This is a genomic window from Streptomyces sp. MK37H (assembly GCF_018035285.1).
Lineage (GTDB): Bacteria > Actinomycetota > Actinomycetes > Streptomycetales > Streptomycetaceae > Streptomyces > Streptomyces endocoffeicus.
Window position 1 is genome coordinate 1 of the sequence record NZ_JAAAYH010000186.1, and the last position, 16,779, is coordinate 16,779.

At 70.9% G+C, this 16,779-nt stretch carries 15 protein-coding genes and 1 pseudogene; 10 read left to right on the forward strand and 6 right to left on the reverse strand.

The features are described from left to right. The 4 genes and pseudogenes from GWI24_RS24420 to GWI24_RS24435 form a co-directional block, all read left to right on the forward strand. Nucleotides 1-349: pseudogene (locus tag GWI24_RS24420) on the forward strand (hypothetical protein); the annotation flags it as partial. A 201-nt stretch (nt 350-550) separates the two neighbouring features. Then, a complete protein-coding gene (locus GWI24_RS24425) occupies nt 551-1,861 on the forward strand; it encodes a CdaR family transcriptional regulator (RefSeq protein WP_210948056.1) in 1,311 nt (436 codons plus the stop codon). 168 nt (nt 1,862-2,029) lie between these two features. Further along, nucleotides 2,030-2,362, forward strand: a complete 333-nt coding sequence (locus GWI24_RS24430; protein WP_210948057.1) for a hypothetical protein — start codon at nt 2,030-2,032, stop codon at nt 2,360-2,362. Continuing rightward, entirely contained in the window at nt 2,359-3,957 is a 1,599-nt protein-coding gene (locus GWI24_RS24435) for a cation acetate symporter (RefSeq protein WP_210948058.1), read from the forward strand. The genes GWI24_RS24430 and GWI24_RS24435 overlap by 4 nt, the downstream gene beginning before the upstream one ends. Before the next feature lie 13 nt (nt 3,958-3,970). On the opposite strand, the gene GWI24_RS24440 is transcribed toward GWI24_RS24435, so the two are convergent. Then, nucleotides 3,971-4,552: a CGNR zinc finger domain-containing protein gene (locus GWI24_RS24440; RefSeq protein ID WP_210948059.1), complete on the reverse strand. Its 582-nt coding sequence runs from the start codon at nt 4,550-4,552 to the stop codon at nt 3,971-3,973. 56 nt (nt 4,553-4,608) lie between these two features. Here GWI24_RS24440 and GWI24_RS24445 point away from each other — a divergent pair, with 56 nt between their 5' ends. From GWI24_RS24445 to GWI24_RS24455, 3 genes are read left to right on the forward strand one after another with little or no spacing between them, the layout of a single operon-like run. Beyond that, nucleotides 4,609-5,817 carry an MFS transporter gene (locus GWI24_RS24445; RefSeq protein WP_374103337.1) on the forward strand — a complete coding sequence of 403 codons (1,209 nt, stop codon included), beginning with the start codon at nt 4,609-4,611 and terminating at the stop codon, nt 5,815-5,817. A gap of 28 nt (nt 5,818-5,845) precedes the next feature. Continuing rightward, a complete protein-coding gene (locus tag GWI24_RS24450; RefSeq protein WP_210948060.1) occupies nt 5,846-6,643 on the forward strand; it encodes a PTS sugar transporter subunit IIA in 798 nt (265 codons plus the stop codon). Between the two features lie 23 nt (nt 6,644-6,666). After that, nucleotides 6,667-8,223, forward strand: a complete 1,557-nt coding sequence (locus tag GWI24_RS24455) for a PTS ascorbate transporter subunit IIC (RefSeq protein ID WP_210948061.1) — start codon at nt 6,667-6,669, stop codon at nt 8,221-8,223. A 51-nt stretch (nt 8,224-8,274) separates the two neighbouring features. On the opposite strand, the gene GWI24_RS24460 is transcribed toward GWI24_RS24455, so the two are convergent. Further along, nucleotides 8,275-10,524, reverse strand: coding sequence for an excinuclease ABC subunit UvrA (locus GWI24_RS24460; protein ID WP_210948062.1), 2,250 nt, complete (start codon nt 10,522-10,524; stop codon nt 8,275-8,277). Between the two features lie 135 nt (nt 10,525-10,659). On the opposite strand from GWI24_RS24460, the gene GWI24_RS24465 reads away from it, so the two are divergent. Further along, nucleotides 10,660-11,394 carry a MerR family transcriptional regulator gene (locus GWI24_RS24465; RefSeq protein ID WP_210948063.1) on the forward strand — a complete coding sequence of 245 codons (735 nt, stop codon included), beginning with the start codon at nt 10,660-10,662 and terminating at the stop codon, nt 11,392-11,394. A 57-nt stretch (nt 11,395-11,451) separates the two neighbouring features. Beyond that, nucleotides 11,452-11,934 carry a VOC family protein gene (locus GWI24_RS24470; protein ID WP_210948064.1) on the forward strand — a complete coding sequence of 161 codons (483 nt, stop codon included), beginning with the start codon at nt 11,452-11,454 and terminating at the stop codon, nt 11,932-11,934. Nucleotides 11,935-12,117: 183 nt separating this feature from the next. Here GWI24_RS24470 and GWI24_RS24475 read toward each other — a convergent pair whose 3' ends face one another. Then, nucleotides 12,118-13,068 (reverse strand): threonine/serine dehydratase, encoded by a 951-nt coding sequence (locus GWI24_RS24475; protein WP_210948065.1) that lies wholly within the window; start codon nt 13,066-13,068, stop codon nt 12,118-12,120. 35 nt (nt 13,069-13,103) lie between these two features. Between GWI24_RS24475 and GWI24_RS24480 the strand changes: the two genes are divergently transcribed. Beyond that, nucleotides 13,104-13,754, forward strand: a complete 651-nt coding sequence (locus GWI24_RS24480) for a TetR/AcrR family transcriptional regulator (protein ID WP_210948066.1) — start codon at nt 13,104-13,106, stop codon at nt 13,752-13,754. Nucleotides 13,755-13,812: 58 nt separating this feature from the next. Here the strand turns inward: GWI24_RS24480 and htpG are convergent, their stop codons facing one another. The 3 genes from htpG to GWI24_RS24495 all read right to left on the reverse strand — a co-directional run bounded on the left by htpG (nt 13,813) and on the right by GWI24_RS24495 (nt 16,664). Continuing rightward, nucleotides 13,813-15,759: a molecular chaperone HtpG gene (gene htpG / locus GWI24_RS24485; protein ID WP_210948067.1), complete on the reverse strand. Its 1,947-nt coding sequence runs from the start codon at nt 15,757-15,759 to the stop codon at nt 13,813-13,815. Nucleotides 15,760-15,917: 158 nt separating this feature from the next. Next, a complete protein-coding gene (locus tag GWI24_RS24490; RefSeq protein ID WP_020874272.1) occupies nt 15,918-16,073 on the reverse strand; it encodes a hypothetical protein in 156 nt (51 codons plus the stop codon). Nucleotides 16,074-16,217: 144 nt separating this feature from the next. Continuing rightward, nucleotides 16,218-16,664 carry a nitroreductase family deazaflavin-dependent oxidoreductase gene (locus tag GWI24_RS24495; protein ID WP_210948068.1) on the reverse strand — a complete coding sequence of 149 codons (447 nt, stop codon included), beginning with the start codon at nt 16,662-16,664 and terminating at the stop codon, nt 16,218-16,220. Nucleotides 16,665-16,779: the final 115 nt, after the last annotated feature.

Genomic DNA, 16,779 nt, shown 5'->3' on the forward strand with positions numbered 1-16,779 from the left:
GATCCGCGAGGTGCGTGTCAGCCTGAGGCCCGTGGGGGCCTGCGGTGGGTACGCCGTGGCCACCGCCGACTTCGAGGCGCTTCGGGAAGGCTCGGGCCTGCTCTTCGAGTTCGTCTCGGCGCTGGACGCGGGCCGCCTTCCGCACGATCTCTCCGACGCCTTCGAACGCGGCGTCCACGAGACCCTGTGCGCCTTCGGGACGCGCCGGATGCCCACGGTGGCCTTCCGCGTCCGCCTCCGTGACGCGCGGTGGACCGAGGCCGAGTCCGGTCCGGGGACGTTCACCGTGGCCGGCCGCAGGGCGGCCGCGGAGGCGCTGCGCCGCCATGAGGCCATCGGGACGCGCTGACGGTATCCCCGTCCACATCCCCGTCCACCGCGCGGCGGCATCGCCTCGCTGCCCGCCGGGTACACGGGAGAATTCGCGGAAGGCACCGACCCACCGGTATGCCAATGGTGCAATAGCCATGCAGGCTCTGGTATCAAACCTGGCCGTGGCCTCACGGCCGTGTTGAGCTGCGCATTGCCCGTCACAGGTGGAGGAACGTTCATGCACCCAGTCACCGGCTCCCGCGCTTCCGTCCCCGCCATGGGCCGCGCCCCCCGCCTGTCCGCCGACCGGGTCCGGACGCCGCCCCGGATGCCCGCCGCCCGTCCGCCGATCCGGTCGCGGGCCGACGGCGAGACCGTGGCGCTGCTGCATCGCGCCGCCCGGGTGCTCATCGAGGAGGTACCACGGCTGACGGACCGTATCGTCGCGCTGATGAAGGAGCGGGAGCCCGCCTACCGTTCCGCCGCCGTGGACCCGCACGAGGTGTGGCGGGAGGTCCACGACTCGCTCAGCCACAATGTGCGCTCGCTGGTGCACCCCAAGGAGACGCGCGAATCGGCCCGGTTCTGCGCGTGGCGGATCGGCACCGACCGCGCCGCCCAGGGCTTTCCGCTGGACGCGCTGCTGCACGCGTACCGCATCGGCTGCACCGTCGTCTGGGAGCAGCTCCTGGAGACCGCCTCGAAGGAGGACCCGCTCGGCGCCCAGTCGCTGGTCCATGTCGCCGCTGATGTGTGGAACTTCGTCGATGAGCACTGCACCCTCGTCGCCACGGCGTACCAGGAGGTCGAGCGGCAGCTCTCCTGGCATCGTGAGAACCGCTACCGGATCATCGTCGCGGCCCTGCTCGACGGCACCGCCCGGGTGAGCGACTTCCCCGAGGCGGAGCAGGTTCTCGGCCTGCCCGAGCAGGGGCGTTACGCGGTCGTGGCGTTGGAGGACGCCGACGCACCGTGCCGGACGCCGCACTCCGTCAAGGTGGGCGACGGACTCCGTACGGTCTGGCACACGGCGGAGGGCACCGCCCACGCCATCGTGTTGCTCGGCGACGGCGATGGCGACGGCGGCGCGGAGCGGCTGGTGCGCGGGCTGGAGGTGCCGCCCGGCGCACGGGCCGGGGTCAGCCCCGCCGTGACCGGCCTCGCCGCGATCAACACGGCCCGCCGGCTCGCCGATACGGCGCTGCGCACCCGCCCGGCCGCCGGGACGGCGGCGCTGCTGGAGGAGCGCTATCCGGAGGCGCTGGTGGTGTCCTCCCCGGACCTCGGCACCGCGCTCGCCGACCGGATGCTCGGACCGGTCCTGGCCCTGGAGTCCGCCGACCGGGAGATGCTGCTGACGACGCTGGCCGCCTGGCTGGAGGCCGGGGGATCGGCGCGCCGCGCGGGCGGGCTGCTGTTCTGCCACCGCAACACGGTGCTCAACCGGCTGCGCCGCTACGAGCAGTTGACCGGGCGTTCGCTGGACCACCCGCGCGAGGTCATGGAGTTGTCGCTCGCGCTGTCCGCGCACCGGCTGCTGACGCCCTGAGAACCACCCGTCTGCCTGAGCCGATGTGGGCGTGCACAACGGCCCCGCGCCGATCATGTGCGCCCGTCACACGGTCCGCCGGTTGGGCTGTACGCGACCCTTCTGACCTGCTGTCGTGGCGTTTCCGTCCCGGCGACCCGGGACGGAACCCGCACAAGGAGCCGCGACATGTCCGACCACGACCATCCCTGGGGTCCGTTCCCGTCCGCCCCCTCCCGCACCGCCACGTTCCCGCCCCGCTCCGCGGCGCCGCCTCCGCCGACACGGCGCTCACCGTGGCAGCGGCCGTGGCCCTGGTCGGCGCGGGCGGCCTGCACCGCGCTCACCTGTCATGTGGCCGCCGTGGTGGTCAACTGCGCCGCCGAAGGCGTCGTCAACCTCGGCGCGGGCGGCGGGTTCACCGTGGGCGCCATGCTGATCGGCCTGGACGCGGCGGTGCTGCTCACCGTCCTGGCCCGGGCCCACCGCCGGGCCGGCTTCACGGGGGAGGGGGAGCGGTGAGCTTCCTCGACCCCAGAACGCTCGCGTTCGTGCTCTTCGCGGGCTTCATGGCCGTCTCGTTCCTGCTGTGCATCCTCGCGGCCACCGGCAACGACGACCCCACCGAGTTCTACCTGGGTACCGGCGCGCTCAGCCCGATGCAGAACGGCCTGGCCATCGCGGGCGACTACATCTCCGCCGCCACCGTGCTCAGCACCACCGGCACCATCGCCCTGGCCGGATTCGACGGCGTGCTCATCGCCACGTCCACCGTGCTCTCCATCCTGATGTTCATGCTGGTCCTCTCCGGACCGCTGTGCGGACGGGGGCGGTTCACCCTCGGCGACGTCCTCTCCGAGCGGCTGAGCGAGCGCCCGGCCCGCACCGGCACCGCCGTCGTGGTGCTGGTGGTCGTCATGCCGCTGCTGCTGGTCCAGCTCAACGGCGCGGGCGCCATGCTGGCCCTGCTGCTCGGCATCCCCGGAAGCGGCGCGGTCACCGGCTGCACCATCTTCATCGGCTCGCTCATGGTCTGCTACGCCGCCCTCGGCGGGATGAAGGGCACCGGATTCGTCCAGATCCTCAAGACGGTGCTGCTGCTCGCCGCGTTCGTCCTGCTCGCCTGTCTGGTGCTGAAGCGCTTCTCCTGGAACCCGGCCACCCTCTTCGACGCCGCGGCCGACGCCAGCGGCTACGGCGACGGCTTCTGGCAGTCCGGCCGCCAGTACGGGGACTCCCTCAGCGGCCGCCTGGACGTCATCAGCGTCCAGCTCACCCTCGCCCTCGGCGCGGCCTGCATGCCCCACCTCACCATGCGGCTCCACCCGATCCGCAGCATGCGGGCCGCCCGTGCCGCCACCACCTGGGCGGTGGGCGCGGTCACCACCATCCTCGGGCTGATCGTGATCGTGGGCGCCGGAGCCACCGCCGTCGTCGGCGCCCGCGCCCTGCGCGCCTCCGACCCCACCGGCAGCGACTCGCTGCTGCTGCTGACCCTCGCCCTGGACCCGGCGGCGCAGGAGGCCGACCAAAGCCTGCTCTTCTCCGTCGTGGCCTGCGCGGTCGTCGCCACCACCCTTGCGGCGGTCGCCGGACTCACCCTGGCCGCCGCGGCCTCCCTCGCCCATGACGTCCTGGCCAAGGTCGTCTTCAAGGGCGGGCTCTCGGCGAACCGGGAACTGGCCGCCGCCCGTACGGCCATCGTGGCCGTCGGCGTCGCGGCCGTCGTCCTCGCCATCGTCACCCAGCACTGGAACCGGCAGGTCCTGATCTCCTTCACCTTCGCGGCCGCCGCCTCGGCCCTGCTGCCGGTCGTGCTCTACGGCACCCTGTGGCGCGGCTTCACGGTGAACGGACTGCGCTGGGCGCTGTACGGGGGGCTCCTGCTCACCGCCGTGGCCATGGCCTTCTCCCCGGCGATCTCCGGCAACCCGCTCGCGGTCTTCCCCGAGCGCGACTTCCACTGGTTCCCGCTCCGCAACCCGGGCCTGATCACCATTCCGGCCGGTTTTCTGCTCGGCTGGCTCGGATCCCGGTTCGGAGGCCACGGACGGCGGGCCCGGCATATCCAGGGCCCGGAGCGAGGGGAGACGTCCTACGCGATGCACACCGGCTGACGCGAGGATCGCCTTACGGAGTTCGGGGCCCGGCCCCGGCTTTGGCGCGCCGGTGGGCGGCCACCCGTTCACGGGTCGCACACCGGCGTGAGCAGTAGCGGCGCTCCGGTCCGCTGCCCACAGTGAGGAAGACATCGCCGCAGCGGGGAGAGGAGCACAGACCGCCGGGCGGGCGCTGACCCTCCCAGAGCAGCACGGTCAGCGCCATGCACGAGGAGGCGAGGAACCACTCGCCCCAGGGCGCCTCGTCATCGCTGTCCAGGTGCGGATGCCAGGGCGAGCGGCCGTCGTGCGAGCTGAGCCGGAGCGGGCCCGTGCCCTCCCGCAGCAGCCGGTTGAGCACCCCGGCGGCCTCGTCGACATGGCCCGCGGCGAACACCTCGCGCAGCCGCAGCGCGGCGGCGCGCATCCCCGCGACATCGTCGGCGCTGAGCTCGAGCGGGCCGGACTCCCCGTGGTCGAGCAGGAGCCCGGCGATCGCGGCGGGGTCCGGGCTCGGCTCCGCGGTCAGGGCGTTGACGAGGGCGGCGGTGCGCCGGGCGGTGGCCCGCACCGAATGCCGGGTGGACCAGTCGTCGTTCGAAGGCTGTGACACGCGGCCAATGTAACGCACCTGGCGAGATTTTGCGTTAGCGCCGTAACGTTCTATACATGACAGGGCGTTACATGATGGGGTGCTATCTGGGCGGGGCGGCCGCCGCCCGCACGGGGGACGAGATGTCCGGTCCCGCGCTGCTGCTGGCCGGTCCGGTGCTCACCGGTTCGCCCTCCTCGGGCTCGGCGCTGCTGGCGGGCATCATGGCCGCGGCCGCGGTCGGCGGACCCCTCTTCGGGGTGCTGCTCGACCGCTCGGCCCGGCCGGGCCGGCTGCTGGCCGCGGCGCTCGCCCTCTACGCGGCGGGGCTGGCCGCGATCCTTTTGGGCCTGGGGCGCGTGCCGTTCACCCTCACGGTTCTCCTCGCGGTGGGCGCGGGGCTGCTGGGACCGGCCCTGTCCGGCGGATGGACCTCCCAACTGCCCCGGGTGGCGCCGCTGCCGGACCTGCCACGCGCCACCGCGCTCGACGCGATGACGTTCAGCCTCGCCGCGCTGGTGGGACCCGCACTCGCCGGGGCCGTCGCGGGGGCGGCCGGAGCGCCGGCCGCCCTGGTGGTGTCCATCGCGCTGATCGGCCTCGCGCTGCCCGCCGCCTGGGCGCTCCCCGCGCCCGCGCGATCCGCGCCGGTCCCGCCGCCGGTCACGTCGGTCGTCGCCGATCTCACCGCCGGGCTGCGGGCCATCGTCCGCAGCCGGCCCCTGGCCCGGGCCACCGCCACCTCCGTGCTCTCCTGCGTGGGCCAGGGCGCGCTGCTCACGTGCTGGCCGCCGCTCGGCGCGGCCGTGCTCGGCAGCGCCGACCATGGCGCGCTGCTGCTGTCCGCCATCGCCGCGTCGGCCCTCGTGGCCAACGCGGTCCTCTCCCGCCGTCCCCGCCCGCCGCGCCCGGACACCGTGCTCCTCGGCGGAGCCCTGCTGCTAGCCCTCGCGCCCCTGGTCGCGGCCACCGGCCACCCGGCCGCGCTGATCGCCGCCGTACTGCTCACCGGCGCCGCCGAGGGTCCCCAGCTGACGGCCCTGTTCGCGATCCGCCACCGGGAGGCGCCCGAGCGGCTGCGCGGCCAGGTCTTCACCACCGGCGCCAGCCTGAAGATCACCGGCTTCGCCCTCGGCGCGGCCCTCGCCGGTCCGCTCGCCACCTGGTCGCTGCCCGTCGCCCTGGTGGCGGCAGGGGGGTGCGAGGCGCTCGCGGTCCTCGTCTTCGTATGCTTGCCGGACACTGCGGAGGCTGTGGCTCCGCTTCCGCCCCCGGGGGCTGTATGACGGAGCCATGTCAGGCATGATGACCTGCATGGAAGACCTGAAAGACCTGCTCCCCGTCGAGGCCGTCCGGCTCGACGTACGGGCGGCCGACTGGCGTGAGGCGATAGGTGCCGCCGGCCGTCTGATGGTGGAAACGGGAGCCACCACCGACGAGTACACCCGCGAGATGGTCGCCAACGTCGAGGAGAACGGGCCGTACATCGTCATCGCGCCGGGTGTCGCCTTCGCCCACTCCCGGCCGTCCCCGGCGGTGCTGTCCACCGGGATGTCCTGGGTCCGGCTCGCCGATCCCGTGGAATTCGGGCATGAGTCCAACGACCCCGTCACCCTCGTCGTCGCCCTGGCCGCCCAGGACTCCGCGGCGCACACCTCCGCGATGGCGAGCCTGGCGCGGCTCCTGGGTGACCCCGACACGGCGGCCGCCCTCGCGGCCGCGCCCACCCCGGAGGCGCTGCACGCCGTACTGGCCGGGGAGCGGCCGGAGGACGGCTCCCAGCCGGCGCCGTCCGAGCCGTCCGCCCCCGAGCTGCGGGCGGGCTCGCTGCACAAGATCCTCACCGTCTGTGGCAACGGCGTCGGCACCAGCCTGTTCCTCAAGAACACCCTGGAGCAGGTGCTGGACCGCTGGGGCTGGTCGAGGTTCGTCACCGTGGAGGCCACCGACACCATCTCCGCGAAGGGCAAGGCGTCAGAGGCCGTTGCCCTGCTCACCTCCCGTGAGATCGCCAGGACCCTGGGCGATGTGGGACGGCCGGTCAAGGTCGTCCAGGACTTCACCAGCACCGCCGAGGTGGACGCGGTGCTCCGGGACACGTACGACGTCTGAACGACGGGGACAGAGGAAGCACCATGGGCTGGTTCGTCACCCTTGCCACGTTTCTCGTCAATGAGATTCTGAGCGAGCCCGCGTATCTGATCGGCATCATCACCGCCGTCGGACTCATCGCGATGAAGAAGAGCACCGGGCAGATCATCGGCGGCGCCATCAAGGCGACCCTCGGCTTTCTGCTGATCGGCGCGGGAGCGGGGCTGGTCACCGACTCCCTCGCCCCGCTGGGCACCATGATCCAGGGCGTCACCGGCGCCCACGGCGTCATCCCCACCAACGAGGCCATCGTCGGCATCGCCCAGGACCAGTTCGGCTCGCGGGTCGCCTGGCTGATGATCCTGGGCTTCGTGGTCAGCCTGCTGCTGGCCCGGTTCACCCCGCTCCGCTATGTCTTTCTGACCGGGCACCACATGCTCTTCATGGCCACGCTGCTGACCGTGGTCCTGGCAGGCGGCGGCCGCTCGACCATCGCCGTGGTGGCCGTCGGCGGTGTGCTGCTGGGCATCATGCTGGTCGCCATGCCCGCCTTCGCGCACCCCTGGACCAAGCGCGTCACCGGCAGCGACACCGTCGCCATCGGCCACTTCGGCACGGCCGGATACATCGTGGCGGGCGCGGCCGGAAAGGTGGTCGGCAAGCGCAGCCGCTCCACCGAGGAGATGAAGCTCCCCGAGGGGCTGCGCTTCCTGCGCGACTCGATGGTGGCCACCGCCCTGTCGATGCTGCTGATCTACCTGGTCATGGCGGTCCTCCTGCTCGTCAAGGAGGGGCAGAAGGCCGCCTTCAAGGCGTTCGCCACGGGCACCGGCGGCGCCGTGGCCACCGACACCGGCAACTACCTGATGCAGTCCGTGATGCAGGGGCTCCAGTTCGGCATCGCCGTCGCGGTGATCCTCTTCGGCGTCCGTACGATCCTCGGTGAACTCGTCCCCGCCTTCCAGGGGATCGCGCAGAAGGTCGTCCCCGGCGCCCTGCCCGCGCTCGACGCGCCCATCGTCTTCCCGTACGCGCAGAACGCGGTGCTGATCGGCTTCATCTCCAGCTTCACCGGCGGGCTGATCGGCCTGGCCCTGCTCACCTGGGTATTCAACCCGGCCTTCGGCCTCGCCCTGGTGCTGCCCGGTCTGGTGCCGCACTTCTTCACCGGCGGCGCGGCCGGGGTCTACGGCAACGCGACCGGCGGCCGGCGCGGCGCGGTCGTGGGGGCGTTCCTCAACGGGCTGCTCATCACCTTCCTCCCCGCCCTGCTGCTCAAGGTGCTCGGCGCGTTCGGCGACCAGAACACCACCTTCGGCGACGCCGACTTCGGCTGGTTCGGTGCGCTCATCGGCAACGCGGGCAAGGCCGGTGGCGCCGCCGGGCTCGTGGTCATCGTGCTGCTCGGCCTCGCGGTCCTCGGGGCGGCGATCCTGGTGCAGAAGCGGGTGGTCGACACCGGCTGGGACCCGGGCGCGGCGCGCGACGCCCTGATGCCGCGCGAGAGCGTGCCGGTGCCCGCCGAGGCGGGCAGCGCCACGGCCGCCTACGCCAAGATCCCGCCGCCCGCGGGGGCTCCCGCACCCCCGCCCGCGCCCTGACGCGCCGTGCCGCCCCGGTGGTCCCTCCGACGGGACCACCGGGGCGGGGGCTCACGTCCGTTTGACGTAGTCGCGCAGGTGGACGGCGGTGAGCGAGCCGCCGGTGTCCACGAGGTCGGCGGGGGTCCCGGTGAACACCACCTGACCGCCGTCGTGGCCCGCCCCCGGACCCATGTCGACGATCCAGTCCGCATGGGCCATCACGGCCTGGTGGTGCTCGATGACGACGACCGTGTTGCCCGTGTCGACGAGCCGGTCGAGCAGGGCGAGCAGCTGGTCCACATCGGCGAGGTGCAGTCCGGTGGTCGGCTCGTCCAGGACGTACGTCGTGCCGCTCCGCGCCATGTGGATGGCCAGCTTCAGCCGCTGGCGCTCACCCCCGGAGAGCGTGGTGAGCGGCTGGCCCAGCGCCAGATAGCCCAGCCCCACCGCGGCCAGCCGGTCCAGGATCACCCGGGCCTGACCGGTGGTGAAGAACTCCAGCGCCTCGGCCACCGACATGCCCAGGACATCGCTGATGTTCCGCCCGCGCAGCCGGTATGTCAGCACCTCGGGCCGGAACCGCTTCCCCTCGCAGTCCTCGCACACCGAGGCCACCTCGGCCATCATGGCCAGGTCGGTGTAGATCAGCCCGATGCCCTTGCACCGCGGGCAGGCGCCCTCGGAATTGGCGCTGAACAGCCCCGGTTTGACGCGGTTGGCCTTCGCGAACGCCGTCCGGATCGGATCGAGGAGCCCGGTATAGGTGGCCGGGTTGCTGCGGCGGGAGCCACGGATCGCCGACTGGTCCGCGACGATCACCTCCTCCCGCCCGGACAGCGACCCATGGATCAGGGAGCTCTTGCCCGATCCGGCGACACCGGTGACGACGGTGAGCACACCGAGCGGGATGTCCACGCTCACATCCCGCAGATTGTGCAGCCGCGCGCCCCGGACCGGCAGTTGCCCGGTGGGCTGCCGCACCTTCTCCCGCAGCCGCACCCGGTGGTCCAGATAGCGCCCGGTCAGGGTGTCGGAGGCGCGCAGACCCGCCAGGTCGCCCTGATAGCAGACGCGTCCGCCCGCCACCCCGGCGCCGGGCCCCAGGTCCACCACATGGTCGGCGATCCGGATGGTCTCCGGCTTGTGCTCCACGACCAGCACCGTGTTGCCCTTGTCCCGCAGCTGCAGCAGCAGCCGGTTCATGCGCTCGATGTCATGCGGATGCAGACCCACCGTGGGCTCGTCGAAGACATAGGTGACATCGGTCAGGCTGGAGCCCAGATGCCGGACCATCCGCACCCGCTGGGCCTCGCCGCCGGACAGGGTGCCGGACTCCCGGTCCAGGCTCAGATACCCCAGGCCGATCTCGACCAGGGAGTCGAGGAGCGCACGCAAGCTCTCCAGCACCGGCCCGACGGAATCGTCCCGGATCCCGCGTACGAACTCCGCCAGATCGCTGATCTGCAGGGCCGAGCAGTCCGCGATGGAGCGGCCGTCGATCCGGCAGGACCGGACGGCCTCGCACAGCCGGGCGCCCTCACACTCCGGGCACTCGGTCAGGGTCATGGCCCGGTCGGCGAACGCGCGCATGCGCGGCTGCATCGTCTCCCGGTCCTTCGCCAGGTACTGCCGGCGGACCTTGGTCACCAGCCCCTCGTAGGTGAGGTTGTTCTTCCCCGCCTTGATCTTGGTGGCCGGTTTGTGGAGGAAGTCCTCCCACTGGTCCGGGGTGTAGTCCCGGAGCTTGGTATCGGGGTCGAAAAGGCCGGAGGCCGCCATAACCTGCCAGTGCCAGCTGTCCACCTCGAATCCGGGGACGGTGATCGCCCCCTCCTTCAACGACTTCTCCCTGTCGATGAGTTGGCCGATGTCGATGTCGGTGACCCGGCCGAGCCCCTCGCACCGCGGACACATGCCCTCGGCGGTGTTGAAGCTGAAGGCGAGGGGAGGGCCGACGTACGGGCTGCCGATCCGGCTGAACAGGATCCGCAGCAGGGTGTGGGCATCGGTGGCGGTGCCCACGGTGGAACGGGAGTTGGCGCCCATCGGCTCCTGGTCCACGATGATCGCCGCGCTCAGATTCCGCAGCGAGTCGACGTCCGGACGGCCGAGCGTCGGCATGAAGTTCTGGACGAACGCCGTATAGGTCTCATTGATCAGCCGCCTCGACTCCGCGGCGATGGTGTCGAAGACGAGCGAGGACTTACCGGATCCGGAGACACCGGTGAAGACCGTGAGCCGCTGCTTGGGAATGTTCACACTCACGCCCTGGAGGTTGTTTTCCCTGGCGCCACGGACCTTGATTTCGCTGACATCCATGCCTTCAAGTGTTTCATTGAAGTGCACGTTGAGACTTTTCCCGGCTTTCTGCCCAACCCCCGCCGGGCGCAGCGCGATGGAGCCGGCGCTAACCTTCAACTCGCCCGTGAACCCTCGACCTGAAGGTGACGAACCGTGAGCCGTACGGACGCAGCGCTGCGCCCCGTCGATCTGGCCCGTATGGCGGGTGTCTCCACCCAGCAGATCCGCAACTACGTCGACGCGGGCATCCTGCCCCCGGCCGCCCGCACCTCCGCCGGATACCGCAGACTCGACGACCGGCACCGCAGAGCCCTGGTGACCTACCGGGCCCTGATGCCGGGGTACGGCGCGGAGACCGCCCGCGCGGTCATGCGGGCCGTCCACGACGAGGACGTCGCCCTGGCGCTCACCCTGGTCAACGCCGGACATGCGGCGCTCCATGACCAGCGGCTCTCCCTCGAGGCGGCGGGGAAGGCGCTCGAAGCGGTCGCCGAGCAGACTCCGGACGCGTCGGCGCCGTCACGCTCCGGGCCGCTGCGCATCGGCGAGGTGGCCGCCCGTCTGGGGTTGCGCACCTCGGCCCTGCGGGTGTGGGAGTCCGCCGGTCTGCTGCGCCCGCGGCGCGACCGGAGCACCGGCTACCGCGTCTACGGGCCGTCCGACGTCCGGGACGCCCGGATGATCGACCTGCTGCGCCAGGTCCGCTATCCGCTGCCCCAGATCCGGCCCGTCCTCGAGGGCCTGCGCCGCACGGGGAGCAGTGAGGCCCTGCGTACGGTCATCGCCCGACGTCAGGAGGGGCTCGCCCAGCGTGCCACGGCCATGCTCGAGGGCTCCTGCCGGCTGCACCACTACCTCACGGAAAACGGATCGGCCGAGGACCGATGAGTTCTCGGCGGGGGAGCGGTCTGTAGGGGTAAACGCTCCCCAGCGCAGGAGGTACCGATGGCCAGTGACGGATTCACCACGTGCCTGTGGTTCGACGGCCGGGCCGAAGAGGCGGCGCAGCACTACATCTCGATCTTCAAGAACTCCAGGCTCGGAGGGATCACCCACTACACCGGAGTCGAGCCCGGCGGCCCGGCGGGGAGCGTGCTGACCGTCGAGTTCGAGGTCAACGGACAGAAGTTCGTGGGGCTCAACGGCGGACCTGAGTTCACCTTCAGCGAGGCCATCTCCTTCCAGGTGCACTGCGCGGACCAGGACGAGGTGGACTACTACTGGAGCAGGCTCTCCGAGGGCGGCGAAGAGGGTCCCTGTGGCTGGGTGAAGGACAAGTTCGGGGTGTCCTGGCAGGTCGTCCCCACCGCCCTGCTCGGCATGATCGCCGACTCGGACCCGCAGAAGGCCAAGCGGGCCACCGAGGCGATGATGAAGGTGGGCAAGCTCGACATCGCCGCGCTTCAGGCGGCGTACGACGGCGCGTAGCCGACCGTGGCGTCCGGCTGGGCGGCGCCCGTACGGCATCCGGTCAGGCTGCCGTACGGGCGCGTCCGGCCGTGTCGTACCGCTGAGCGCCCTCGCTGAAGTCCGGTCCGCCGCGTGGGCGCGACCAGCCATGACGCGGCCGCGGATGAACGACCGCACCTCGTGCCCCTTCCCGCGGAGCGCTTAGCGGCCGTGGGTGAGGTCCGCGGGGTCGGTGTTGGCGCCGCAGAGGAGCACGGCGACCTTCTCTCCCGGGCGCGGCCGGTACGCGCCGGAGATCAGGGCCGACAGCGCCGTGGCCGCCGCGTGCTCGACCGCGATCCTGCGGTCGTCCCACAGCGCCTGCCGCGCGGAGACGATCGCCTCGTCCGACACCAGGACGGACCGCACCCCGTCCTTACGGGCCCACTCCAGCGCGGCCGAGGACACATGGCGCGCCCCCAGGGAGTCCGCCGCCACCGAGTCCACCGGGACGTCGACCACCGCACCGGCCTCCAGTGCGGCGTTCAGGGCCCGGCAGCCGTACGGCTCCACGGCGACGACTCCCACTCCGCGCTCCAGGGCGGACACCGCGACACCGGTGAACAGCCCGCCGCCCCCGACCGCCACCACCACGGTGTCCAGGTCGGGCCGGGCCTGGAGGATCTCCTCCATCACGGTGCCCGCCCCGGCGGCGATCAGCGGGTGGTCGTACGCGTGCGACAGCAGGGCACCGGTCCCGGCGGCGTGCTTCTGGGCGGCATCCCGCGCGTCGGCGTACTCGGTGCCGACCTGATGGACCTCGGCGCCGAGCCGGCGCAGCCGGTCCACCTTCACCGCGGGCGCGGTCTCGGGCACGAACACGGTGGCGGGCACGGAGTGCCGCGCGGCCGCCCACGCGCACGCCAGCCCGGCGTTTCCGCCCGAGGCGATGACGGCACCCGCGTCCGGCAGGGTGCCCGCCTCCCGGTGGGCCCTGATGAAGTTGAACGCGCCCCGCGCCTTGAAGGTGCCCGTGTACTGCAGGAACTCCAGGGCCAGCCACCCCTCGGCCGCGCCCCACGCCCCCCGCTCCACCGGCGCGAGCGCCACGGGCCGGATATGTCCCGCGACCCGCTGGGCCGCGGCAGTTACGTCCTCAATGGAAACAGTCACTGAAACACTGTAACAACCACTGGTACGCTCGGGACGTGCGAAACAACCGGGACCGAGCCGACCAGCCCACCCTGGAGGCCATCGCCGAGGCCGCCCTGACCGTCGTCGACGACGAGGGGCCCGAGGCGCTGAGCTTCCGCAGGGTGGCGCAGTTGCTGGGGGTCTCCCATGCCACGGTCTTCCGCCGCTGCGGCGACTTCGACGGTCTGGTGAACGCGTGCGCGGACCGGCTCGCCGCGCGGATGCCGTTGGTGGGGAAGGACCAGGACTGGGCCACCGCCACCGAGGCCCGCTTCGCCGCGTTCTACGAGGTGCTGATCGAGCACCCCGGGCTGGTGGCGCTGCGGTCGGGCCGCGCCTGGTGGGGGCCGCATCTGCTGAGCCGCCTCGTGGAGCCGCAGCTGGCGCACAGCATCGCCGCCGGAATGGCCCCCGAGGCGGCGATCCGGGTCTACCGGCGGCTGTATCTGCTCACCCTCGGCGCCGTCGCCTTCGTCGACCACCGCAACGCGAAGCAGGTGCGCACGGCCGCGCGTACCGCGCTCGCCGCGCTGGACCCCGAGGACTTCCCGGCCCTCACCGGAAACCTGGGCGTGGTCGTGCCCGCCCTGACCGACCACGAGGTCTACCACGGCGCGCTTCGGCAGCTGATCGACGCTTCCGCGGCGGCGTGCCTCGGACGGTGAGCGACGTGAAGCGGGGCGGGCCCCGAGTGGGCCCGCCCCGCTTCACGCCAAGGCGTGGCTACAGCGTCTGCTGCACCCGCTCCGCCACCAGCTTGATGAAGCGCGACGGATCGCTCAGCTCACCGCCCTCGGCGAGCAGCGCCATGCTGTAAAGCAGCTCGGCCGTCTCCCCGAGACCGCTGTCGTCCTTGCGCTCGGCGTGGGCCTTGCGCAACCCGCTGACCAGCGGATGGGTGGGGTTCAGTTCCAGGATGCGCTTGATCTGGGGCAGGTTCTGGCCCATGGAGCGGTAGATGTTCTCCAGGGCCGGGGTGACATCGAAGGTGTCCCCGACGATGCAGGCCGGGGAGGTGGTCAGCCGCGAGGACAGCCGCACCTCCTTGACCTGCTCGCTCAGTGTCGACGTCATCCAGGAGAGCAGCTCGGCGAAGTCCTTCTGCCGCTGCTCCCGCTCGGCCTCCGCCTCCTCGTCCTTCTCGTCCTTTGAGTCGAGGTCGACCTGACCCTTGGCGATGGAACGGAGCTGCTTGCCGTCGAACTCCGGCACGGCGTCGACCCACAGCTCGTCGATCGGGTCGGTGAGGAGGAGCACCTCGAAGCCCTTGTCCCGGAACGCCTCCATATGGGGCGAGCTCTCCACGATCGACCGGGACTCGCCGGTCATGTAGTAGATGTGCTCCTGCCCGTCCTTCATGCGCTCGGCATAACCGCGCAGCGTGGTCGGCTGCTCGGCGTCATGGGTCGAGGCGAACGAACACACCTCGAGGATCGCCTCACGGTTCTCCAGATCGCTGAGGAGACCTTCCTTGAGAACGCGGCCGAATTCCTTCCAGAAGGTCGCGTAGCGCTCCGCGTCGGAGGACATGATGTCCTTCACCGTCGAGAGCACCTTCTTCACCAGACGGCGCCGCATCAGCTGAATCTGGCGGTCCTGCTGAAGGGTTTCCCGCGAGACGTTCAGCGAGAGGTCCGCGGCGTCCACCACGCCCTTGACGAAGCGGAGGTATTCCGGCATCAGCGCTTCGCAGTCGTCCATGATGAAGACGCGCTTCACATAGAGCTGCACACCCCGCTTGCGGTCCTGCATATACAGGTCCTGCGGTGCGCGGGCCGGAATGAACAGCAGCGACTGGTATTCGAAGGTGCCTTCCGCCTGCATGCGGATGGTCTCGAGCGGATCGACCCAGTCATGGCTGATGTGCTTGTAGAACTCGTGGTATTCCTCGTCGGTGACCTCGTCCTTGGGACGGGCCCACAGCGCCTTCATCGAGTTGACGGTCTCGAGCTCGGGCGCCTTCTCGTCGCCCTCCTCCGCCTGCTCCGCCTCGTCCGTGGTGGCCGGGGCCTGGGCGGGGGCCATCCTGATGGGCCAGGTGATGAAGTCCGAGTGCTGCTTGACGATTTCCCGGATCTTCCAGGGCGAGGCGTAGTCGTAGAGGTGGTCCTCGGCGTCCTCCGCCTTGAGCTTCAGCGTCACGGAGGTGCCCTGGGGGGCGTCGTCCACCGGCTCGATCGTGTAGGTGCCCTCACCGCTGGAGACCCAGCGGGTACCCTCGCTCTCCCCGGCGTGGCGGGTCTCCATGGTCACCTCGTCGGCCACCATGAAGCTGGAGTAGAAGCCCACTCCGAACTGCCCGATGAGATCCGCGGAAGCGGCCGCGTCCTTCGACTCCCGCAGCTCCTTCAGGAATTTCGCGGTGCCGGAGTTCGCGATCGTGCCGATGAGCTCCACGACTCCCTGATGCGACATGCCGATGCCGTTGTCGCGGACGGTCAGCGTGCGCGACTCCTGGTCGATCTCGATGGCGATGTGGAGATCAGAGGTGTCCGCCTGAAGGCTTTCGTCGCGGAGCGATTCAAGGCGCAGTCTGTCCAGCGCGTCGGATGCGTTGGAGATGAGCTCGCGCAGAAAGACGTCCTTGTTCGAGTAGATCGAATGGATCATCAACTGCAGAAGCTGTCGTGCCTCGACCTGAAACTCGAAAGTCTCGACCCCTGTAGTCAACTGTTTCCCCTCATGAGATAAGTGTCGACGCCATCAAGCACAGTGCGTCATCGGTAGCTTATCGAAGGTGAGGGGTGTCGAGCGGCCTTCCGGGCAGATGACGGACGGCCGCTCACGGAGCCGGATACGGTGGCCCCGGGCGACGGGGCCGGAGCGCGTCAGCCGCCGCCGCGCACCTTGCTCCAGTCCAGGGCCTCGGCGGCCTCGCGCTGGATTTCCTCGGCCGCCTCCCGGGCCTCCGCGGGGACGTCGCCGTGCTCCGCCACGAGGCTGTCGTAGATCGGCACGAAGTCTGATTTGTCTGTCGTGGTCATGTGGCGCACTTCCTTGGGTACGGATTCCGGGTCGGCTCCCGGCTACCCGATCTATCAAACAGCCATGCTTTGACGTCGATCACATGGGGGGCTCCCGGTGATCCACGGGCGCCCGGCGCGCCGGAACGCGCCGGGACCGGCGGGTCAGTGCGGGGTGGCCGCCGTCTCCAGTACGAAGACCGGGATCTGACGGTCGGTCTTCGTCTGGTAGTCGGCGTAGTCCGGGTACGCCTCGACCGCGCGCTTCCACCAGCGGGCCTTCTCCTCGCCGGTGACCTCGCGCGCGGTCATGTCCTGCCGCAGCGGGCCGTCCTGCAGCTCGACCCGCGGGTCGGCCAGGACGTTGTAGTACCAGACCGGATGCTTGGGGGAGCCGCCCAGCGAGGCGACGACGGCATAGGTGCCGTTGTGCTCGACCCGCATCAGCGGGGTCTTGCGGATCTTCCCGCTCTTCGCGCCCAGTGTCGTCAGGACGACCACGGGCATGCCCCGCATGGTCGTGCCCTCGGTGCCACCGGAGCTCTCGATCAGCTCGACCTGATCGCGTACGAACTTCTCCGGGCTCGGCTCGTACTCACCCTGCAACGGCATGATGTCCGTCCCCTCGTCTCATGTGCGAAAACTCGCCTTGCGTCTCCCCGTGCCGATGGTCAACACGGGGAGTACGCGAGATCATCCCGACGGCTCCGGCCGTCGGGGCGGCGAC